The sequence below is a fragment of the Streptomyces sp. AK02-01A genome (assembly GCF_033795305.1).
In the GTDB taxonomy this organism is placed as follows: Bacteria; Actinomycetota; Actinomycetes; order Streptomycetales; family Streptomycetaceae; genus Streptomyces.
Genome location: NZ_JARBAE010000006.1, coordinates 94,759 through 115,887, shown reverse-complemented (window position 1 = coordinate 115,887; position 21,129 = coordinate 94,759). Strand labels below are relative to the sequence as shown.

The following is a 21,129-nucleotide window of genomic DNA, read 5'->3' as shown; positions in this document are numbered from 1 at the left end:
ACGGCCATCGACCGCCGGTGGTGGCCTCGGCACCGCGGCGGACGGGACGGGTCCGGGCCGGCTTCCGCCGTCACTCCGGGCCGCCGCGGCCCCGGTCTCCCGTGTCGCCCTTCTGGTCCTTGTCGCTCTTCCCGGCCTTGTGGCGCTTCACCCGGCCCGTGAGGCGGGACCGCAGGAGACGCGACTTCAGATCGTCCAGCGGCAGGAACCTGGACCATCGCTCCGGGAACTCCGACGGCATGTCGGGTCCGGCCGCGTCGTCGTCCCGGCTCTCCGCGGAGGAGGCCGCCGCGCGGGCCACCAGCACCGCCGCCTGGGCCGCCCGCAGCCGTTCGTTGGCGGCGCGCGCCGCGGCCGTGGCGACCGACGGCCAGACCCGGTCGATGGCGGCGTTGACGGCCGCGCCCACCAGCACCGCGAAGGCGGAGATGCCGATCCAGAGCAGTACCGCGATGGGCGCGGCGAGTGAGCCGTAGATGGTGGGGCCCTCGACCGTGCTGGTCAGATAGATCCGCAGCAGGAAGCTGCCCAGCACCCACATGCCGAGGGCGACCAGCGCTCCCGGCACGTCCTCTATCCAGCGGCGGGAACGGGCCGGCACGGACACGTGGTAGAGCGTGGTGAGGAAGGCGACCGAGAGCAGGATCACCACCGGCCAGTAGAGGACGGCGACGACCTCCGTGCCCCACGGGATGAGGTCCACGACGCGATCGGGCCCGACCACCGCGAGCGGCAGCACCACCGCGCCGATCAGCAGCGCGACGATATAGAGGAGGAAGGCGAGAAGCCGGGTCGCGACGATGCCGCGCCGGCCGTCGAGCCCGTACATCACGGTGATGGTGTCGACGAAGACATTGACCGCCCGCGAGCCCGACCAGAGCGCGATCGCGAAGCCCAGGGAGATCACATCGGGCCGCCCGCCCTGCGTGATGTCCGCCAGCAGAGGTCTGGCGATCTCGTTGACACCGCGGTCGGAGAGCACCGTGCCGGCCGCCGCGAGGATGTTCTTCTCGATCGACGCGACCGTGGTGGTGCTGGTCCAGTCGTCCATATAGCCGAGCAGACCGATCAGGCCGAGCAGCAGCGGCGGCAGCGAGAGCAGGGTGAAGAACGCCGCCTCGGCCGCCAGGCCCAGGATGCGGTACTCGATGCACGAGTTGACCGTGTCCTTCAGAAGCAGCCAGACCATCTTCCGCTTGGAGACGTTGCGGTAGAGGACTCGGGCCCGGTGGAGTCGACCCGCTGGCCGCTCGGGTGTTTCATTTGCTGGCTGCACGTCCTTACCGTATCGGCATGGCAGCCACCACCCACACAGTGACCAACCAGGCCCCGCCCCTGGTGGGATACGACGTCTTCAACGCCGACCGGGTCCTCACGGAGGGCGTGGAGCGGCACAGCGCGCCCGGCCTTCTCGACGAGACCCGCGCGGAGCTGACGGCGCTCGGCCGCACGGCCGGTTCCGCCGAGGCCCAGGAGTGGGGTGCGCGGGCCAATGAGAACCCTCCGGTACTGCGCACCCACGACCGCTACGGAAACCGGATCGACGAGGTCGACTTCCATCCCGCCTGGCATCAACTCCTCGGCCGGGCCGTCTCCGCGGGACTGACCGACGCCTGGGGCAGGCCGGGCGGACATCTTCGCCGCGCGGCCGGATTTCTGGTCTGGACGCAGGCGGAGGCCGGAAACGGCTGTCCCGTCTCGATGACACACGCCGCCGTGCCCGCGCTGCGGGTGGATCCGGCGCTCGCGGCCGAATGGGAGCCGAGGCTGACCTCTCACCGGTACGAACCGGGGCTGCGGCCGGCCGCCGAAAAGGCCGGCGCGCTCTTCGGGATGGGCATGACCGAGAAGCAGGGCGGCAGCGATGTGCGCGCCAACACGACGAGCGCCACGCCGCTGTCCGCCGACGGCGAGTATCTGCTCACCGGTCACAAATGGTTCTGTTCCGCGCCGATGTGTGACGGCTTTCTGGTGCTGGCGCAGGCGCCCGGCGGACTCACCTGCTTCCTGGTGCCGCGGGTCCTGGCGGACGGGACGCGCAATGTGTTCCGCCTCCAGCGTCTCAAGGACAAGCTGGGCAACCGTTCCAACGCGTCCAGTGAGGTCGAGTTCGACTCCACCTGGGCCCGCCGGGTCGGCGAGGAGGGCCGCGGAGTGCGCACCATCATCGAGATGGTGGCGGCGACCCGACTCGACTGCGTGGTCGGATCGGCCGCGCTGATGCGGCAGTCCGTGGCGCAGGCGGTGCATCACACCACGTATCGCGGCGCGTTCGGCGGCGCGCTGATCGACAAGCCGCTGATGCGGAACGTACTGGCCGATCTGGCGCTGGAGTCGGAGGCGGCGACCACGCTCGCGCTGCGGCTGGCGTCGGCGTACGACTCGGTCCAGAACGACGGCTCGGACGAGGAGCGGGCCTTTCTGCGGCTCGCGGTCCCGGCCGCCAAGTACTGGGTGACCAAACGGTGTGTGCCGGTGGCCGCGGAGGCGCTGGAGTGCCTGGGCGGCAACGGCTATGTGGAGGAATCCGGTATGCCGCGGCTGCTGCGCGAGTCGCCGCTCAACTCGATCTGGGAGGGCTCGGGAAACGTCCAGGCGCTCGATGTGCTGCGGGCCCTCCAGCGTGAGCCCGAGGCGCTGAACGCCTTCCTCCAGGAGGTCGGCAGGACGCGCGGCGCCGACCACCGGCTGGACGCCGCGATCAAGGATCTGCTGACCGAGCTGGCCGATCTGAGCGAGATCGAGGCACGGGGCCGCCGGCTGGTGGAGCGGATGGCGCTGGTGCTCCAGGGTTCGCTGCTGGTGCGCTGGGCGCCGCCGGAGGTGGCCGACGCGTTCTGCGCCTCACGGCTCGGCGGAGACTGGGGCACGGCCTTCGGCACACTGCCGCACAGCCTGGGGCTGGCATCGATCGTGGACCGGGCGCGGCCCGTCGCGCCGTAGGAGATGTCCGTACGGCGGGAGGGACCGCGAAAAGCCAGAGGTGGTGCTGCGCCGACACGGCACCACCTCTGGCTTGCAGTCACTTTCATGCACCTGCCTGCGGTTTGCCAGAGTTGCAAGCCGTTGCAGCGGACATCTGCGGCGCGGCTCCGTACGGTTACCGGAGAGGCGCGACCGGTGAACGGGCAGCGCGCGACCGATGGAAAGAGCTCTGCAGAACCGATACGGCACCACTGATGGCAGGGGGACCGAGATGAGGGACGTACCGCTCGACCTGGCAAGACTCATGGCCCTGGACGGCACTCAGGCCGCCCGGCTGCTCCATCAGGTACGGGAGGCCGCTCTCGCCGGAGAGCGGCCACCGGTCGCTCCCCGGCCGGTGATCGACGCGTCCTGGCGGCGGATGCTCCGGCTGGGACTCGATCCCGATCAGTCCGCGGGAGGTGTGCCGCTGGAGCGCGATGAGCTGGAGCACCGCAGGCGCACCTCGGCGCTGGGCGGGGCGATGCGCACGCTCAGCGAGTCGCTCGGCGAGACCGCCGACGCCTCGCAGCAGATCATGGTGGTCACCGACGACGAGGGACGGGTGCTCTGGCGGGAGGGCTCTCTCAGCGTGCTGCGCCAGGCGAACGGTGTCTGTCTCGAAGAGGGCGCGGCCTGGTCCGAGGACGCCACGGGGACCAATGCCATCGGCACGGCGCTGGCCGTGGGCGGTCCGGTGCAGGTCCATGGAGCGGAGCATTTCGTGCACGCGCTGCACGCCTGGACCTGCGCCGCGGCGCCGGTGCGCGATCCCCGGGACGGGCGGCTGCTGGGTGTGGTGAATGTGAGCGGGCCCGCCACCGGTTTCCATCCGACCACCGTGGCGCTGGTCAGTTCGATCGCCCGGCTCGCCGAGAGCGAGACGCGTGAGCGGCACCGGCGGGCCGTCGAGCGGCTCCGCTCGGTGGCGGCGCCGGTCCTGTACCGCCTCGGCGGCCGTGCGCTGGTGGTCGACCCGTACGGCTGGACGGCGGCCGTCACCGGCATGCCGCCGGTGGACCGGCTGCCGCTGCCGAAGTCGTTCCGGGCCGGCCGGGTCTGGCTGCCGTCGCTGGGCATGTGCGCGGTCGAGCCGCTGCCCGGCGGCTGGCTGGTCCAGGTGGACGGTGAGCGGCCGGTGGCCCAGACACCCAGCCGGGTCGTGCTGGATCTGAGCCGGCCCCGACGCTGGTCGGTCGCCGTGTCCGGCTCGGCGGGAAGCTGGACACAGAAGCTGACCCCGCGCCACGCCGAGCTGCTGTATGTCCTGGCCGTGCACCGGGAGGGCCGGAGCGCGGCGGAGCTGGCCGGCGATGTCTTCGGCGACTCCGCCCGCACGGTGACGGTACGGGCGGAGATGTCACGGGTGCGGCGTCATCTGTCGGGCGTGCTGGCGCACCGTCCGTACCGGTTCAGCGAGGAGGTCGACGTCGAGGTGGTCGGGCCGGACGATCCGGCGGATCTGCTGCCGCACTCGACGGCTCCCGCGGTGCTGAGCGCGCGGCGGCCGCCGGACGCGTAGTCCGCGTCTCGTCCGGACCCGGGCGCCGGTGACCAGGGGCGCGTCCCGGCCGGGCCCGGACGCGTGGTTTTCTGGCGCGCATGAGCATCACTGTGACGACCTGGTCCCTGGAACAGACCTCGCCCGCCGATCTGCGGCCGGCGGCGGAGCCGCCCGGCGGCATCCGGATCGTGCGGGCGGAGGTGCCGTCGCCGGAGTTCAGCCGCTTCCTGTATACGGCCGTCGGCGGCGACGTCCGCTGGACCGACCGGCTCGGCCTGACCTACGCGCAGTGGCAGGAGTCCCTCTCCCGGCCGGGCGTCGAGACCTGGGTCGCGTACGAGCGCGGCACGCCGGCCGGCTATCTGGAGCTGGAGGCGCAGGACGAGTCCGTGGTCGAGATCGTCTATTTCGGGCTGATCCCCGCGTTCCGCGGCCGCCGGATCGGCGGCCATCTGCTGTCGTACGGCGCGGCGCGGGCCTGGGATCTCGCCGAGCGATGGCCCGGCGCGGCGCCGACGAAGCGGGTGTGGCTGCACACCTGCTCCAAGGACGGCCCGTACGCCATGGACAACTATCTGCGGCGCGGCTTCACGCTCTTCGACACCAGCACCGCCGAAGAACCCGAGGTGCCGGCGCCCGGTCCCTGGCCCGGCGCCCAGCGATAAGCGTCTCGCACGGTGGGACACTCTCGTCCGGATAATGGATAGTGGTGGACTCTCCGAAGACCGCCGTGACACGCTTCCGTCATGGATCGAGTTGGAATCGCCTTGGTGAGTCGGCGGCACGTCGATCTCGGCCGCATGTCCAGCGCCATCTGTCGGGCGAGCTGAGAGCTCCCAGCACAGCCGCAGCCCACGTTTCCCCAGCTCCACCGCCGCGCATCGGCGCGCCCGCCGCGCGAGTGTGCGGCTCAGAGCCGCCCTCCCGCAGTCTCGAAGGACGTACCCGCCATGGCCGCCACCCCGGAAAAGCCGTCCACCGCCACGCCACGCCGCAAGGTGAGCCGTCACCGCGGCGAAGGCCAGTGGGCCGTTGGTCACTTCACTCCGCTCAACGGCAATGAGCAGTTCAAGAAGGACGACGACGGTCTGAATGTGCGGACGCGCATTGAGACGATCTACTCCAAGGCCGGGTTCGACTCGATCGACCCCAATGATCTGCGCGGCCGTATGCGCTGGTGGGGGCTGTACACGCAGCGCAAGCCCGGGATCGACGGCGGCAAGACCGCGATCCTGGAGCCGGAGGAGCTGGACGACAAGTACTTCATGCTGCGCGTCAGGATCGACGGCGGCAGGCTGACTACGGAGCAGCTCAGGACCATCGGCGGGATCTCGCAGGAGTTCGCGCGCGGGACGGCGGACATCACCGACCGGCAGAACATCCAGCTCCACTGGATCCGGATCGAGGACGTGCCGGAGATCTGGCGGCGCCTGGAAGGCGTCGGCCTCTCGACCACCGAGGCCTGCGGTGACACACCGCGTGTGATCCTCGGTTCACCGGTCGCCGGAGTCGCCGAGGACGAGATCATCGACGGCACCTGGGCCATCGACGAGATCAACGCCCGCTTCATCGGGACCAAGGAATTCTCGAACCTCCCGCGCAAGTTCAAGACGGCGATCTCCGGATCGCCGCTGCTGGACGTGGCGCACGAGATCAACGACATCGCGTTCGTCGGCGTAGACCATCCCGAGCACGGCCCCGGCTTCGACCTGTGGGTCGGCGGCGGCCTGTCGACCAACCCGAAGATCGGGCAGCGGCTCGGCGCCTGGGTCCCGCTCGACGAGGTGCCGGACGTATGGGCCGGAGTCATCGGGATCTTCCGCGACTACGGCTACCGCCGGCTGCGCACCCGCGCCCGGCTGAAGTTCCTGGTCGCCGACTGGGGCACGGAGAAGTTCCGCCAGATCCTCCAGGACGAGTACCTCAAGCGCGAACTGATCGACGGCCCCGCGCCGGCGCAGCCCGTACAGGAGTGGCGCGACCATGTCGGTGTGCACCGCCAGCGGGACGGACGCTTCTACGTCGGATTCGCGCCGCGTGTCGGCCGGGTGGACGGCGCGACGCTGACGAAGATCGCCGAGCTGGTCGCGGCACACGGCTCCGACCGGCTGCGTACCACCGTCGAGCAGAAGATGATCGTCCTCGATGTGGCGGAGGACCGGATCGACTCACTGGTGGCGGGCCTCGAAGCGCTGGACCTGCGGGTCAAGCCCTCGCCGTTCCGGCGCGGCACCATGGCGTGCACCGGTATCGAGTTCTGCAAGCTGGCGATCGTCGAGACCAAGCAGCGCGGCTCCACGCTGATCGACGAACTGGAGCGCCGCCTTCCGGAGTTCGACCAGCCGATCACCATCAACGTCAACGGCTGCCCGAACGCCTGCGCGCGTATCCAGGTGGCGGACATCGGCCTCAAGGGCCAGCTCGTCCTGGACAAGAACGGCGACCAGGTCGAGGGCTTCCAGGTGCACCTGGGCGGCGCACTGGGTCTGGAGGCCGGCTTCGGCCGCAAGGTCCGCGGGCTGAAGGTCACCTCCGCGGAGCTGCCCGAGTATGTCGAGCGGGTACTGGGCCGCTTCCAGAAGGAGCGCCAGGACGGCGAGCGCTTCGCCACCTGGGCCGCGCGCGCGTCGGAGGAGGCGCTGTCGTGAGCGAGCGCGCCGCGCCCTTCTACTGCCCGTACTGCGGTGACGAGGACCTGCGTCCGCATGAGCAGGGCCACGGCGCCTGGGAATGCGCCGCGTGCAACCGGGCCTTCCAGCTCAAGTTCCTCGGGCTGCTGTCGCGTGGACTCCAGCGGAGCGACGGAGGGGAAGAGATATGACGGCACTGACGGAGACCGACGATCTGAAGGGCCTCGCCGAGCGGGCCGGACGGGAACTCGAAGACGCCTCGGCGCCGGAGATCCTCACCTGGGCCACGGACACCTTCGGCGGCCGTTTCTGTGTCACGTCCTCGATGGAGGACGCGGTGGTCGCCCATCTCGCCTCCCGTGTGCTGCCCGGTGTCGATGTGGTCTTCCTCGACACCGGCTACCATTTTCCCGAGACCATCGGCACCCGTGACGCGGTGGAAGCCGTGATGGATGTCCGCCTCATCACGCTCACGCCGCGCCAGAGCGTCGCCGAGCAGGACGCGGAGTACGGCCCCCGGCTGCATGACCGCGACCCCGATCTCTGCTGCGCGCTGCGCAAGGTCAAGCCGCTCGAAGAGGGTCTGACCGGATACGACGCCTGGGCCACCGGACTGCGCCGCGACGAATCCCCGACCCGTGCGAACACGCCGGTCGTCGGCTGGGACGAGAAGCGCCGCAAGGTGAAGGTCTCGCCCATCGCTCGCTGGACGCAGGACGACGTCGACGCGTATGTCACCGAGCACGGCGTCCTCACCAACCCGCTGCTGACGGACGGCTACGCCTCCGTGGGCTGCGCACCCTGCACCCGCAGGGTGCTGGCGGGCGAGGACGCGCGCGCCGGACGCTGGGCCGGTCGCTCCAAGACCGAATGCGGACTGCACGGATGACGGGCCGTCAACGCGAGCGCGAGGAGCGGCGGTTGAGCGTGACGGAGCAGGGCGCGACAGTCTGGCTCACCGGTCTGCCGAGCGCCGGCAAGACCACCATCGCCTACGAGCTGGCCGGCCGGCTCCGCGCCGAGGGCCACCGCGTGGAGGTCCTCGACGGCGACGAGATCAGGGAGTTCCTCTCCTCGGGCCTCGGCTTCGGCCGCGAGGACCGGCACACCAATGTGCAGCGCGTCGGCTTTGTCGCCGAGCTGCTGGCGTCGAACGGCGTGAAGGCCCTGGTGCCGGTGATCGCGCCGTACGCGGACAGCCGTGAGGCGGTGCGCAAGCGCCATCAGACCGAGGGCACCGGATATCTGGAGGTGCATGTGGCCACGCCGGTCGAGGTCTGCTCCGTCCGCGATGTGAAGGGGCTGTACGCCCGGCAGGCGGCCGGCGAGATATCGGGGCTGACCGGAGTGGACGACCCGTACGAGGCGCCGGACTCACCGGACCTGCGGATCGAGTCGCACACCCAGTCCGTCGAGGAGTCCGCCGCCGCGCTGTACGCGCTGCTCACCGAGAGGGGTCTCGTGTGACCACGACCGTCGCCGCCGTCGACGAGGGCACGGACGCGCCGTACGCGCTCAGCCATCTTGACGCCCTGGAGTCCGAGGCGGTCCATATCTTCCGCGAGGTGGCCGGCGAGTTCGAGCGGCCGGTGATCCTCTTCTCCGGCGGCAAGGACTCGATCGTCATGCTGCATCTGGCGCTGAAGGCGTTCGCGCCGGCGCCGGTGCCGTTCTCACTGCTGCACGTGGACACCGGGCACAACTTCCCCGAGGTGCTGGAGTACCGCGACCGGACCGTGGCCGAGCACGGGCTGCGGCTGCATGTCGCCTCCGTGCAGGAGTACATCGACGCGGGAAAGCTGCGCGAACGCCCCGACGGCACCCGCAATCCGCTGCAGACCGTCCCGCTCACCGAGAAGATCCAGGCCGAGCGGTTCGACGCGGTCTTCGGCGGCGGGCGGCGCGACGAGGAGAAGGCACGCGCCAAGGAGCGGGTGTTCTCCCTGCGCGACGAGTTCTCGCAGTGGGACCCGCGCCGTCAGCGGCCGGAGCTGTGGCAGCTCTACAACGGCCGGCACGCTCCCGGTGAGCACGTCCGGGTCTTTCCGCTGTCCAACTGGACCGAGCTGGACGTCTGGCAGTACATCGCCCGGGAGGAGATCGGCCTGCCCGCGATCTACTTCGCGCACGAGCGTGAGGTCTTCCTGCGCGCCGGCATGTGGCTGACCGCCGGCGAGTGGGGCGGCGCGAAGGAGAGCGAGTCCGTCGAGAAGCGCCTGGTGCGCTACCGCACGGTCGGCGACATGTCGTGCACGGGCGCCGTCGACTCCGACGCCACCACGCTCGACGCGGTGATCGCCGAGATCGCCGCCTCCCGGCTCACCGAGCGCGGCGCGACCCGCGCCGACGACAAGATGTCCGAGGCCGCGATGGAAGACCGCAAGCGCGAAGGGTACTTCTAGCCATGACGAGCACCACCGAGCGGTTCGCGGAGGAGCTGTCCGCGACCACGCTGCTGCGCTTCGCCACCGCGGGCTCCGTCGACGACGGAAAGTCCACCTTGGTGGGCCGGCTGCTGCACGACTCCAAGTCGGTGCTGACCGACCAGTTGGAGGCCGTCGAGCACGCCTCGCGCCGCCGCGGCCAGGAGGCGCCGGACCTGGCACTGCTCACCGACGGACTGCGCGCGGAACGCGAACAGGGCATCACGATCGATGTGGCGTACCGCTACTTCGCCACGCCCCGGCGGCGGTTCATCCTCGCGGACACCCCGGGGCATGTGCAGTACACGCGGAACATGGTGACCGGCGCTTCGACCGCCGAGCTGGCCGTCGTCCTCGTCGACGCCCGTCACGGCGTGGTCGAGCAGACCCGCCGGCATGCCGCGGTCGCCGCACTGCTGCGTGTCCCGCATGTGGTCCTCGCCGTCAACAAGATGGACCTGGTCGGATACGCGGAGCCGGTGTTCGCGGCCATCGCCGAGGAGTTCACGGCGTACGCGGCCTCCCTCGGTGTGCCGGAGATCACCGCGATCCCGATCTCGGCGCTCGCCGGTGACAATGTCGTGGAGCCGTCCGCGCACATGGACTGGTACGGCGGCCCGACGGTGCTGGAGCATCTGGAGTCCGTGCCCGTCACCGATGATCTGGCCGGCAGCCCGGCGCGTTTTCCCGTCCAGTACGTGATCCGGCCGGCGAACGCCGCGCACCCGGACTACCGCGGTTACGCCGGACAGATCGCCTCCGGAGTGCTGCGTGTCGGCGACGCGGTGACCGTGCTGCCGTCCGGCCGTACGAGCACCATCGAGGCCATCGACGCGCTCGGCACCGGTCTCGGTTCCGGCACGACCGTGGACATCGCCTGGGCGCCGCAGTCCGTGACCCTCCGGCTCACCGACGACATCGACATCTCACGCGGCGATCTGATCGCTCCCAGCGCGCACACGCCCGCCACCACCCAGGATGTCGAGGCGACCGTCTGCCATGTCGCCGACCGGCCGCTGACCGTGGGCCAGCGGGTGCTGCTGAAGCACACGACCCGCACGGTCAAGGCGATCGTGAAGGACATTCCGTCCCGGCTGACGCTGACGGCGCCCGACGGCGGAAGCGGCCTGTCCCAGCACGCCGCTCCCGGCGAACTGGTCGCCAATGACATCGGCCGGGTCACGATCCGTACGGCCGAGCCGCTCGCGCTCGACGCCTACGCGGACTCCCGCCGCACCGGGTCGTTCCTGCTCATCGACCCGGCGGACGGCACCACACTGACCGCCGGCATGGCCGGCGAGGCCTTCGCCGCCGGGCCCGCCCCGGCGCCGTCGGCCGAGGACGAGGGATGGGACTTCTGATGGCCGTAGACGTCTACGCGACCTTCGCGAAGGAGGGCGGCCGCGTGGGCAGCGGCGCTCTCGGCGCGGGAACGGGCGGGGTGGCGCGATGTGCGTGATGACGTACGCGCACCGCTCGCGCGCCCGCACCCCCCACGTGCCGTACCCGTACCGCCGAAGATCTGCCGACTTCCCGGCCGCGTCCCCGTGAACCGAGGGGCGTAAGTACCGGGCCAACGAGGGGAAAACCTCCCGTGCCTGCCTCCCGCACCATCTCGCGCCGCCGTCTCGCCGCGGTAGCCGCACTGCCTCTTCTCGCCGTCGTCGTCACCTCCTGCGGTTACGGCTCCGACGCCGACACGAAGGACGACAAGGCCGCTCCCGCCGCCGAGGGCAAGGCGCTGTCGGCCGACACCGTGAAGATCGGCTACTTCCCGAACCTCACTCATGCGACGGCCCTGGTGGGCATCCAGGAAGGCCTGTTCCAGAAGGAGCTGGGCGGCACCAAGGTGGCGCCCTCGACCTTCAACGCCGGCCCCTCCGAGATCGAGGCCCTCAACGCGGGCAGCATCGACATCGGCTTCATCGGCCCCTCCCCCGCGATCAACGGCTACACCCAGACCAAGGGCAAGAGCCTGCGCATCATCGGCGGCTCCGCGTCCGGCGGCGTGAAGCTCGTGGTCAACCCGGCGAAGATCAAGACTCTGGACGACCTCAAGGGCAAGAAGATCGCCACGCCGCAGCTCGGCAACACCCAGGACGTGGCGTTCCTCAACTGGATCGCCGAGAAGGGCTGGAAGGTCGACGCCCAGTCCGGCAAGGGCGATGTCTCGGTGGTCCGCACCGACAACAAGATCACTCCGGACGCCTACAAGGCCGGCTCCATCGACGGCGCCTGGGTGCCTGAGCCCACGGCGTCCAAGCTGGTCTCCGAGGGCGCCAAGGAGCTGCTGAACGAGTCCGACCTGTGGCCGGACAAGCAGTTCGTGATCACGAACATCATCGTGTCGCAGAAGTTCCTCGGTGAACACCCGGATGTCGTCGAGGCCGTACTGCGCGGTTCGGTGAAGACCAACGAGTGGATCAACGCCAACGAGGACCAGGCGAAGGCTTCCGCCAACGAGGCGCTGAAGACGCTCTCCGGTAAGGCGCTGCCGCCGGAGATCCTCGACCCGGCGTGGAAGTCGATCCAGATCATCAACGACCCGCTGGCCGCCACGCTCCAGGCGGAGGCCGACCACGCGGTCAAGGCCGGTCTGCTGGAGAAGCCCGATCTGAACGGCATCTACGACCTGAGCCTTCTCAACAAGGTGCTCAAGGCCGCCGGTCAGCCCGAGGTCGCCGACGCCGGTCTCGGCGTCAAGTAACCACCGCGTCCGCGTCGTTCTCAGGAGGTGACGAACATGGCATCGACACTCGCCAAGCCCGCCGACAGCACGCCGGCGGTGGATCACGCCGCCCGTATCGCGGGCGTCTCGAAGTCCTTCGCGACGCCCGCGGGGCAGCAGCTCGTGCTGGACGACATCACGCTCGATGTCGCGCCGGGCGAGTTCGTCACGCTCCTGGGCGCCTCGGGATGCGGCAAGTCCACACTGCTCAATCTGGTCGCCGGGCTCGACCGGCCGTCCGCCGGGTCCATCGAGACACCCGGCGGCCGGCCGGCCCTGATGTTCCAGGAGCACGCTCTGTTCCCGTGGCTGACCGCGGGCAAGAACATCGAGCTGGCGCTGCGGCTGCGCGGCGTACCGAAGCAGGCGCGGCGGAGCGAGACGGAGCGGCTGCTGGAGCTGGTACGGCTCCAGGACGCGTACGGCAAGCGGGTGCACGAGCTGTCCGGCGGTATGCGGCAGCGTGTGGCGCTGGCCCGCGCGCTGGCTCAGGACAGCCAACTGCTGCTGATGGACGAGCCGTTCGCGGCGCTCGACGCCATCACCCGCGATGTGCTGCACGACGAGCTGACCCGGATCTGGCGCGAGACGAGCCTCTCGGTCCTGTTCGTCACGCACAACGTGCGGGAGGCGGTACGGCTCGCCGAGCGGGTCGTGCTGCTGTCGTCGCGGCCCGGCCGGGTGGCCCGGGAGTGGCGGGTGGACATCCCGCAGCCGCGCCGGATCGAGGACACCGCCGTCGCCGAGCTGTCCGTCGAGATCACCGAAGAACTGCGTGGGGAGATCCGCCGCCATGGCCAGCACTGACACGACGGCGCCGAAGGACGCGCGGTCGCCGGGAGACGCGGCTCCGCAGCAGGATCTGGCCGGGCTGGAGGCCGGACTCGACGCGCTGGACACCGTACAGACCGGACGTACGCCGCTGTCCAGGACCCTGGTCCAGAAGGTCCTGCCGCCCGTTGTCGCCGTTGCCCTGGTGCTGGTGGTGTGGCAGATCCTCGTCTGGGCGAAGGTCACCGACGACTACAAGCTGCCGTCGCCGTCGGCCGTGTGGGACGAGGTGGCGGACGCCTGGGCGCAGGGCACGCTGCTCGACTACATCTGGACCAGCGTCTCGCGCGGTCTGCTGGGCTTCCTGCTGGCGCTGGTGATCGGCACTCCGCTCGGACTGCTGGTGGCGCGGGTGAGGTTCGTCCGTGCCGCACTCGGACCGATCCTGTCCGGACTCCAGTCGCTGCCCTCGGTGGCCTGGGTGCCGCCGGCCGTGATCTGGCTGGGCCTGAACGACACGATGATGTACGCCGTCATCCTGCTCGGCGCGGTCCCTTCGATCGCCAACGGCCTGGTCTCCGGAGTCGACCAGGTGCCGCCGCTGTTCCTGCGGGCCGGGCGCACGCTGGGCGCCACCGGGCTCAGGGGCACGTGGCACATCGTGATGCCGGCGGCGCTGCCCGGCTATCTCGCCGGGCTGAAGCAGGGCTGGGCGTTCTCCTGGCGTTCGCTGATGGCCGCCGAGATCATCGCGTCCTCGCCCGATCTCGGTGTGGGGCTCGGCCAGTTGCTGGAGAACGGCCGCACCGTCGGCAGTATGCCGATGGTGTTCCTCGCCATCTTCCTGATCCTGATCGTCGGTATCGCCATCGACCTGCTGATCTTCAGTCCGCTGGAGCGGTGGGTCCTGCGCAACCGTGGCCTCCTTGTGAAGAGCTGATCCACCGTGCACCACCGTCCTGTTCTGCTGGTCATCGCCCATGGCAGCCGCGACCCCCGGCATGCCGCGACCGTGCACGCCCTGAGCCGGCGCGTGCGGTCGCTGCGGCCGGGGCTGCGGGTCGAGACCGGTTTCCTGGACTTCAACGCCCCGTCCGTGCCGCGACTCCTCGACCGGCTGGCGCTGGAGGGTGCCGGCGACGTGGTGGCGCTGCCGCTGCTGCTCAATCGGGCCTTCCACGCCAAGGCCGACATCCCGGCCGTACTGCACGAGGCATCGGCCCGGCATCCGCTGCTGCGGATCCGGCAGGCGGACGTGCTGGGGCCGTCGCCGCTGCTGACCGACGCGCTGGAGCGGCGGCTGTACGAGGCCGGGCTCAGGCCCGGCGACAAACCCTCGACCGGAGTCGTGCTGGCCTCGGCCGGCTCCTCGGACCCGGAGGCGATCGCGGTGATCGCTGACATCGCGCGGGAGTGGCGGCACACCGGCTGGTGCGCCGTGCGGCCCGCGTTCGCCTCCGCGTCACTGCCGCGCACCGAGGACGCGGTGCGCGAGCTGCGTGCGGAGGGTGTCCGGCGGATCGCCGTGGCCCCGTATGTCATCGCGCCCGGCTTCCTCCCGGACCGTATCGAGGCCGGAGCCCGGGAGGGCGGCGCCGAGGTACTGGCCGACGTGCTGGGCGCGGCGCCCGAACTGGCCCGGCTGCTGCTGCGCCGTTACGACCGGGCCGCGGCCGTGGAGTGGATGACGTCCCTGGCCAGGCCCGCGTAGCGAGACCGGCCCGGGCACGGGGACCGTCCGGCGCGGGACGGCCGCCGGGCGCCGGTGCCGCTCAGTCCCGGCGGCCGTCGACGAGCGCGGTCAGCTCGGCCACCGTCATGGAGCCGGCGGGCCGGTGCTCGCGGGCGAAGGCTCCGGCGACCCGCTGGAGCGTGTCATTGACCGGAGTGGGCACATCGTGGAGCCGGCCCAGCAGAGCGATCTCGCCGTTGAGATAGTCCGTCTCGATCGTGCCGGTGCCACGGCTGAGGCTCTGCCAGGACGAGCCGCCGCCACGGCCGGAGGGATCGAGAGTGACCTTGTCGCCGCGGACTTCGGCCGCCTCCTCCTGGCTCGCGAATCCGATGCCCGCGGCGGTGAGCACGGACCGGCCCTCGGCCAGGGCGCGCCGGAGGATCTCCCGCGCTCCGTCACCGCTGACCGGGCCGGTCAGGGCCTCGATCGCGTTGGCGAGGTTGGCCAGCAGCTTGGCGTACTTCCAGCGCATCGCGTCCGGGGCGACCGGAGAGAGCAGCTTGCCCTGCTCCAGACCCGCGGCGATCCGGCGGGCGGTCTCGTCGGCGCCCGCCGGATAGCGGCCGATGTGCAGCATGCCGGTGTACGGCGTGCCGCCGGCGATGATCTCGCCCGGGTCGACATAGGTGGCGGGCAGCCATACGCACATGGCGTACACCCGCCGGAACCGCCGCAGAGCGAGCCGTTCGCTCTCCACGCCGTTCTGCGCGCAGACCAGCGGGAGCAGCTCGCCGGCCGTGCCGCCACCGGCGACCGGCTGTGCGGCCCAGGCGTCCAGCGCCGCCGTGCTGTCCTGCGTCTTCACGGAGAGCAGCAACACGTCGTCGGGGCTCAGATCGAGCTCCTCGGGCCGCTCGACGACAGGGAGCTTGTGCACACGGGTGCCGTCGGGCGTGACGAGCCGCAGACCGTGGTCGCGCAGCGCCTCGTGGTGTGCGCCCCTCGCGACGAGCACCACGTCCTGTTCCGCCTCGGCCAGCCGGCCGCCGATGCTGCCGCCGACGGCTCCCGCTCCGATGATGATGTAGCGCATGCCTCCGACCTTGGCACATTCGGCCATGGTCCGGAAATGGCCAGAGGACTTTTTCACCCGGTGCGGCCGGGCACGGCGGGGCCCGGCCGTTCAGCTCGGTTCGTCCTCCGAGGTGAACGGCGTGCCTTGGTGGAAGTAGAGCAGCCAGCCCTTGTCGGTCAGCCGCCAGAGCGAACTGCGGTGCGCGCGGCGGCCGTTGGAGTCGGTGTCAAAGGTCAGATGCACCAGGTCCGGGGCGAGCTGGACTCCTTTCATCTTGGAGGTGGTGATCGGCCGGGGCCCGGGAGCACCCTTCGCGGTGAGCGCGGCGACGATCGAATCGCGGTCCCACTCCCGGCCGGAGGAGCCGAACTCTCTGAAGCCGGGGTGCAGCAGCTCCGCCATGAGGTCCGGGGCGGAGCGGACCGCCGGGTCGAGTAGGCGCAGTTCGGCCTCCATGGCGGCGGAGACCGCGGAGAGCACATGCGTACGGTCACCCATGGGTCAGCTCCACCAGCTTGACGACGGTGTTCCAGTTGCGGGTGGTGGCGGTGACGCCCTGGAACAGCGCGGGCCTGGCGAGCGCGCCGGCGAGCTTGGAGCGGCCGAGACCGTTCGGCGCGTACAGGTACAGCGCCCGGTCGCCGAGCCTGAACTCCTCGGGCATATACACGGCTTGGTCGAGCGAGCTGAGCCGGCCGGGATCCACCGGTTCGGAGAAGTACGTGACGTGGAGCTGCTTGGCCTCCAGGGAGGTGGCGGGGAACGGGCACGCCTCGGCCACGGCCCGCAGATAACCGGCCCCGCGCACCACGCACTCCACACGGAACCCGAAGCGCTGTTCGATGGCGCGTTCGAGAGCGGTGGTGAGGGCCCGCTCGTCGTCCGACGCGCTGGTGAAGACGGCGTTGCCGCTCTGCAGATAGGTACGGACGTCGCCGTGGCCCTGCCGCGTGAGCAGCTCGCGCAGGTCTCCCATCGGGACCCGTTTATGGCCGCTCACATTGATTCCGCGCAGCAGCGCGGCGTATGTCGTGGTCATGAGCTCACGATAGGACGAGGGGCCCGGCGGTGCCCGGCGCGAGCGAGGCGGCCGCCGCGCTCCGTGGGGGAGAGCACGACGGCCGCCGGTTCGGCCGGCCGGGTGGAGGCCGGTGCTGCGCCGCTACTCGACGATCTTCAGCAGCCTGTTCGCGGTGTTCGCGCTCGCGTTGGAGATGGCGTCCGGGGTGGCGCCGCCGATGAGGGCCGAGGCGACCTCGTCGGAGGTGGCGTCCGGGTGACCGCCGAGATAGAGCGCGGCGGCGCCGACGACATGAGGCGTCGCCATCGAGGTGCCCGAGATGGTGTTGGTGCCGGTGTCGCTGTCGTTCCAGTCCGAGGTGACATTGGAGCCCGGGGCGTAGAGGTCCACGATCGGGCCGTAGTTGGAGAAGTCGGACTGCTGGTCGTCCACGGTCGAGGAGGCGACCGTGAGGGCCTCCTCGACCCGGGCCGGTGAGGTGAGGCTCGCGTCACTCGTATCGTTGCCGGCCGCGACGCCGAAGATGACACCGGAGGCGATGGCGTTGCGTACGGCCTCGTCGAGAGCGGGATCGGCGCCGCCGCCGAGGCTCATATTGGCGACGGACGGGCCCTGGTGGTTCGCGGCGACCCAGTCGATACCGGCCACGACCTGTTCGGTGGTGCCGTAGCCGGTGTCGTCGAGGACCCGTACGGCGACGATCTCCGCCTTCTTGGCGACGCCGTTCGCGGCGCCGGCGATGGTACCGGCGACATGCGTGCCATGGCCGTAGCCGTCGTCGGCCGAGTCGTCATTGTCGATGGCGTCGTAGCCGTAGCGGGCGCGGCCCTCGAAGTCCTGGTGCGTGATGCGGACCCCGGTGTCGATGACATACGCCGTCACGCCTTGGCCGGCGGTGTCCGGATACGTGTAGGCGTTGTCACCGGTGGTCGCGGTCTGGTCGATCCTGTCGAGTCCCCAGGACGGCGGATTCTCCTGGGTCTCCTTGACGCTGAACTTCTTGTTCTGGACGACCTTGTCGACGGCCGGATCGGCGGCGAGGCGTCCGGCTTCCCGCTCGGTCAGTCCGGTCGCGGAGAATCCGCTGATGGCCTTGGTGTAGTTCCGCTCGACCCGGCCGCCGTACTCCTCGGCCAGCTCTTTCCTGTCGGCCTTCTCGCCGGTCTTTTCGTCGAGCAGCACGATGTAGCTGCCGGGTATCGCGCTCTCGGCGCCGGCTCCGTACACCATGCCCTGTGCCGGAGCCGCGCCCGCTGTGGGGGAGGTGAGCGCGGTGATTCCGGCGACGGCGACGGCGGCGGTTATGGCGGCGGTGACTTTGCTCCTGCTCGCGCGCTTGCGAGTTGCCATGAAGAGGCGGTCTCCTCGTCATCATCTGTGGGGGGATGGCCCACCGGACGGGAGAACTCCGGCGGACTGGCTCGAAACCCTCGCCGATTGACGCGCTCATATCAAGTGCTTCATACACCTGTGATTTACTCAACAAGCCTCTGTAATCAGAAACCGGCCAGCGGGTCACAAGCCGGGCCCGACCGCCAACGGGCCACGGTCACCAGAGGATTCGAACCCGCTTGCCAGGGACGCGTCTCCCGCGCGGGAACGCGGGGACCTCCCTCCCGGCCGCTGGACGAGCGGGTCGATACGGCTGGATCACGCTCCCGGCAGCGCCGCTTCGACCAGGTCCGCCGCTCGCCGCGTACCGCCCTCCGCGGCCATGCCGCGCTTGATCTCCGCGAGCCTGTGGGCCACGTCGGGATCGGAGGCCAGCGCGAGAACCGCCGCACGCAGCGCCTCCGCGGTCGCCTCGCGTGTGTCGAGGCGGCGGGCCACACCCAGCGAGACCAGCATGTCGGCATTGCCGAACTGGTCGACGGCCTGCGGGACGGCGACCATCGGGGTGGCTGTCGCCAGACCCTCCTGGCTGCCACCGGCGCCCGCGTGAGTGATGAAGGCGTCCGCCTGGCCGAGGACGGCGAGCTGCGGCACCCAGCGGCGCACCTCGATATTGGCCGGTACGTCACCCAGCTCCGCCTCGTCGACATGCGCGCCGATCTGGAGCACGACATACCAGCCGGGCAGATCACCGAAGGCCTCGACACACGCCCGGTAGAACGCGGGCTGTTTGGTGAAGGCCGAGCCCAGCGACACCAGCAGCACCTTCTCCGCGCCGGACGGCCGCCGCCACTCCACTTCCCGCCGGTCGCCGTGGCAGGCGCCGACGAAGGTGTAGACGGACTCGTCCACCCGGTCGGCGTTCGGCTGGAGCGCTCTCGGGATCAGGACGAGACAGCGATCGGGCCGGCCCATGAAGCGATCGACGTCGAGGGTCATGCCGCTCTCGGCGATCCACTCGGCGAAGGTGTCATAGAACGCCTTGCCTCGCGGAGTCCGCCTCAGCGGTTCGAACAAGGGCCGGGCGACCTCCTCCTCGTACCCCTCCCAGGCCACGAGGTTCGGCGAGAACTGGATGATCGGCACGCCCCAGCGATGGGCGAGGATCCGCGCGGGATAGGCCGTGATGTCGTACAGCACGAGATCGGGCTCGTCACCCTCGAACGCCGCCGCGAGCTGAGGCAGCGCCTGGATCGCGTCCGCGAGGAACGGTTCGATGTGGTCGATCAGCTCCGTGCCCCAGGCTTCGGGATCGGCGTCGGCGGACGGCAGGACCGAGGTGTAGATCACCGGCTCCGCGCCGGTCTCGGCGACCTTGTCCGCGAAGGACGCGGGGATCGCGTAACTGACGCGGTGTCCACGCGCGACAAGCTCCCGGACGATTTCGAGGCTCGGATTCACATGCCCGTGGGCGGCGATCGAGAACATGGCGAGATGGGCGCGCTTCGGTGTGGTCATGGACTTCGGTGTGGTCATGGACTCAACGTAGGCGAGACGAGACGTCTCGTGCAATCGACTTTCGCGCGGCGGTCTCCGAGAAATGGCGCTGCTCGCCGCCGTGGATCGGCGCCGCCGGAGCGGGCCGAACGGTGTACATATCCCTATATCAGGCGGTTCGCACCGTTCCGTCTTACGTTGGCCCGGTAAGGAGCACACCGAACGAGGAGCCGCAATGACCGACGACAGCGCCATGGACAAGGCAAAGGGCAAGGCCAAGGAGATGACCGGCAAGGCCACCGGCAACCGCCGCAAGGAAGCCGAAGGCAAGACCGACCAGGCCAAGGGCAAGGCCAAAGGCGCCGTGGACGACGCCACCGACCGTGCCAAGGGCATGAAGGACTCGCTGAGCGACGACTGACCGGGAAGCCGCCGAGCCTCCGTCCGCCTCACTTCGGAAGGCCGGCGGGGGCTCGGCCATGTGGAGATCGCCTTACGGCCGCCGGACCGGCCGCGTCCGGTCATCAGGCCGGTCAGACCCCGGGCCTCTCGGGCGAACTCACCGGGATGGGAGACTTCGGCGGACGCGCGGACCGAGCGGACACGCGGAACGACCGGAAGTAAGTGAGCAGGCGATGGACGAGGCGCGGGCGCGGACGGTACTGGCCGCGGCGGGACTGCCGCAGGACGCGGAACTGCTGGCTCTGGGTGAGAACGCGGTATTCCGGGCGGACGAGCTGGTGATCAAGGTCGGCCGGGACGCGACGGCGCACACCGAACTGCTGGACCGCGCGCGGCGCGAGGTCTCGCTGGCCCACTGGCTCGCGGAGGCCGGCATTCCGGCCGTCCGGGCGGCGGAGCCGAAGGCGCGGTCGGTCGACGGCCATCCGGTGACTCTCTGGCACCGGCTGCCGGACGGTGACCGGCCGGCCGGTCCCGGCGATCTGGCGTCGCTGCTGCGTCTGGTCCACGCACTGCCCGCTCCGTCCTTCGCGCTGCCTCGCCGGGAGCTGCTCGGAGGCGTCGAACGGTGGCTGCGGATCGCCGGCGACGCGATCGACCCGGCCGACGCCGACTATCTGCGGCGGCGCCGGGACGGCTTCGCCGAGGCCGCCGCCGCGCTCGTCCCGCATCTGCCGCCGGGCCCGATCCACGGCGACGCGCTGCCGCGTAATGTCCATGTCGGCCCGGACGGCCCGGTCCTCATGGATCTGGAGACCTTCTCCCTGGATCTCCGGGAGCACGATCTGGTGGTCATGGCCCTGTCCCGGGACCGGTACGGCCTGTCCGCCGACGCGTACGACACCTTCACCGCGGCCTACGGCTGGGACGTCACCGAGTGGGACGGCTGCGCCGTCCTGCGCGGCGCCCGGGAAACGGCGAGCTGCGCATGGGTGGCCCAGCACGCTCCGACCAACCCGAAGGCGCTCGCCGAATTCCGCCGCCGGGTCGCCTCGTTGCGCGACCACGACCCCGAAGTCCGCTGGTACCCGTTCTGACGGGCCCAAT

The 21,129-nt window shown here is 70.4% G+C and carries 22 protein-coding genes; 16 read left to right on the top strand and 6 right to left on the bottom strand.

Annotation, left to right across the window (positions count from 1 at the left end; genetic code table 11):
• Window positions 1–70 precede the first annotated feature (70 nt).
• Window positions 71–1,276, bottom strand: coding sequence for a YihY/virulence factor BrkB family protein (locus PV679_RS08960; RefSeq protein ID WP_319679554.1), 1,206 nt, complete (start codon window positions 1,274–1,276; stop codon window positions 71–73).
• 17 nt (window positions 1,277–1,293) lie between these two features.
• Here PV679_RS08960 and PV679_RS08955 point away from each other — a divergent pair, with 17 nt between their 5' ends.
• The 14 genes from PV679_RS08955 to PV679_RS08895 all read left to right on the top strand — a co-directional run bounded on the left by PV679_RS08955 (window position 1,294) and on the right by PV679_RS08895 (window position 14,731).
• Window positions 1,294–2,943: an acyl-CoA dehydrogenase family protein gene (locus tag PV679_RS08955; protein ID WP_319679553.1), complete on the top strand. Its 1,650-nt coding sequence runs from the start codon at window positions 1,294–1,296 to the stop codon at window positions 2,941–2,943.
• Between the two features lie 253 nt (window positions 2,944–3,196).
• Window positions 3,197–4,486, top strand: coding sequence for a GAF domain-containing protein (locus PV679_RS08950; protein ID WP_319679552.1), 1,290 nt, complete (start codon window positions 3,197–3,199; stop codon window positions 4,484–4,486).
• 80 nt (window positions 4,487–4,566) lie between these two features.
• Entirely contained in the window at window positions 4,567–5,133 is a 567-nt protein-coding gene (locus tag PV679_RS08945) for a GNAT family N-acetyltransferase (RefSeq protein ID WP_319679551.1), read from the top strand.
• Window positions 5,134–5,214: 81 nt separating this feature from the next.
• Window positions 5,215–5,298 carry a putative leader peptide gene (locus PV679_RS36170; protein WP_416069678.1) on the top strand — a complete coding sequence of 28 codons (84 nt, stop codon included), beginning with the start codon at window positions 5,215–5,217 and terminating at the stop codon, window positions 5,296–5,298.
• A gap of 120 nt (window positions 5,299–5,418) precedes the next feature.
• Entirely contained in the window at window positions 5,419–7,116 is a 1,698-nt protein-coding gene (locus tag PV679_RS08940; protein WP_319679550.1) for a nitrite/sulfite reductase, read from the top strand.
• The gene (locus PV679_RS08935; protein ID WP_319679549.1) at window positions 7,113–7,289 is read left to right on the top strand and encodes a hypothetical protein; all 177 of its coding nucleotides are present in this window, start codon (window positions 7,113–7,115) and stop codon (window positions 7,287–7,289) included. The genes PV679_RS08940 and PV679_RS08935 overlap by 4 nt, the downstream gene beginning before the upstream one ends.
• Window positions 7,286–7,987 (top strand): phosphoadenylyl-sulfate reductase, encoded by a 702-nt coding sequence (locus tag PV679_RS08930; RefSeq protein ID WP_319679548.1) that lies wholly within the window; start codon window positions 7,286–7,288, stop codon window positions 7,985–7,987. The genes PV679_RS08935 and PV679_RS08930 overlap by 4 nt, the downstream gene beginning before the upstream one ends.
• Entirely contained in the window at window positions 7,984–8,565 is a 582-nt protein-coding gene (gene cysC / locus PV679_RS08925; protein WP_416069673.1) for an adenylyl-sulfate kinase, read from the top strand. Before PV679_RS08930 ends, cysC begins: the two co-directional genes overlap by 4 nt.
• Window positions 8,562–9,500 (top strand): sulfate adenylyltransferase subunit CysD, encoded by a 939-nt coding sequence (gene cysD, locus PV679_RS08920; protein WP_319679546.1) that lies wholly within the window; start codon window positions 8,562–8,564, stop codon window positions 9,498–9,500. Before cysC ends, cysD begins: the two co-directional genes overlap by 4 nt.
• A gap of 2 nt (window positions 9,501–9,502) precedes the next feature.
• Window positions 9,503–10,882, top strand: a complete 1,380-nt coding sequence (locus PV679_RS08915; RefSeq protein ID WP_319679545.1) for a sulfate adenylyltransferase subunit 1 — start codon at window positions 9,503–9,505, stop codon at window positions 10,880–10,882.
• 233 nt (window positions 10,883–11,115) lie between these two features.
• Window positions 11,116–12,228, top strand: a complete 1,113-nt coding sequence (locus PV679_RS08910) for an aliphatic sulfonate ABC transporter substrate-binding protein (protein WP_319679544.1) — start codon at window positions 11,116–11,118, stop codon at window positions 12,226–12,228.
• Between the two features lie 36 nt (window positions 12,229–12,264).
• Entirely contained in the window at window positions 12,265–13,056 is a 792-nt protein-coding gene (locus tag PV679_RS08905; RefSeq protein WP_319679543.1) for an ABC transporter ATP-binding protein, read from the top strand.
• Complete coding sequence (locus PV679_RS08900; RefSeq protein WP_319679542.1) at window positions 13,043–13,960, top strand: ABC transporter permease; 918 nt, start codon at window positions 13,043–13,045, stop codon at window positions 13,958–13,960. The genes PV679_RS08905 and PV679_RS08900 overlap by 14 nt, the downstream gene beginning before the upstream one ends.
• 6 nt (window positions 13,961–13,966) lie before the next feature.
• Complete coding sequence (locus tag PV679_RS08895; protein WP_319679541.1) at window positions 13,967–14,731, top strand: sirohydrochlorin chelatase; 765 nt, start codon at window positions 13,967–13,969, stop codon at window positions 14,729–14,731.
• A gap of 61 nt (window positions 14,732–14,792) precedes the next feature.
• Here PV679_RS08895 and PV679_RS08890 read toward each other — a convergent pair whose 3' ends face one another.
• The 5 genes from PV679_RS08890 to mgt all read right to left on the bottom strand — a co-directional run bounded on the left by PV679_RS08890 (window position 14,793) and on the right by mgt (window position 19,659).
• Window positions 14,793–15,788, bottom strand: a complete 996-nt coding sequence (locus PV679_RS08890) for a ketopantoate reductase family protein (protein WP_319679540.1) — start codon at window positions 15,786–15,788, stop codon at window positions 14,793–14,795.
• 90 nt (window positions 15,789–15,878) lie between these two features.
• Window positions 15,879–16,268, bottom strand: coding sequence for a nuclear transport factor 2 family protein (locus PV679_RS08885; protein WP_319679539.1), 390 nt, complete (start codon window positions 16,266–16,268; stop codon window positions 15,879–15,881).
• The gene (locus PV679_RS08880; protein WP_319679538.1) at window positions 16,261–16,809 is read right to left on the bottom strand and encodes a DUF1697 domain-containing protein; all 549 of its coding nucleotides are present in this window, start codon (window positions 16,807–16,809) and stop codon (window positions 16,261–16,263) included. The genes PV679_RS08885 and PV679_RS08880 overlap by 8 nt, the downstream gene beginning before the upstream one ends.
• Window positions 16,810–16,932: 123 nt before the next feature.
• Entirely contained in the window at window positions 16,933–18,141 is a 1,209-nt protein-coding gene (locus tag PV679_RS08875; protein ID WP_319679537.1) for a S8 family peptidase, read from the bottom strand.
• Window positions 18,142–18,441: 300 nt separating this feature from the next.
• Window positions 18,442–19,659, bottom strand: a complete 1,218-nt coding sequence (gene mgt, locus PV679_RS08870; protein ID WP_319679536.1) for a macrolide-inactivating glycosyltransferase — start codon at window positions 19,657–19,659, stop codon at window positions 18,442–18,444.
• 196 nt (window positions 19,660–19,855) lie between these two features.
• On the opposite strand from mgt, the gene PV679_RS08865 reads away from it, so the two are divergent.
• Complete coding sequence (locus PV679_RS08865; RefSeq protein ID WP_319679535.1) at window positions 19,856–20,041, top strand: CsbD family protein; 186 nt, start codon at window positions 19,856–19,858, stop codon at window positions 20,039–20,041.
• Window positions 20,042–20,255: 214 nt separating this feature from the next.
• On the top strand, window positions 20,256–21,119 hold the full coding sequence (locus PV679_RS08860; protein WP_319679534.1) for an aminoglycoside phosphotransferase family protein: 864 nt from the start codon (window positions 20,256–20,258) through the stop codon (window positions 21,117–21,119).
• Window positions 21,120–21,129: the final 10 nt, after the last annotated feature.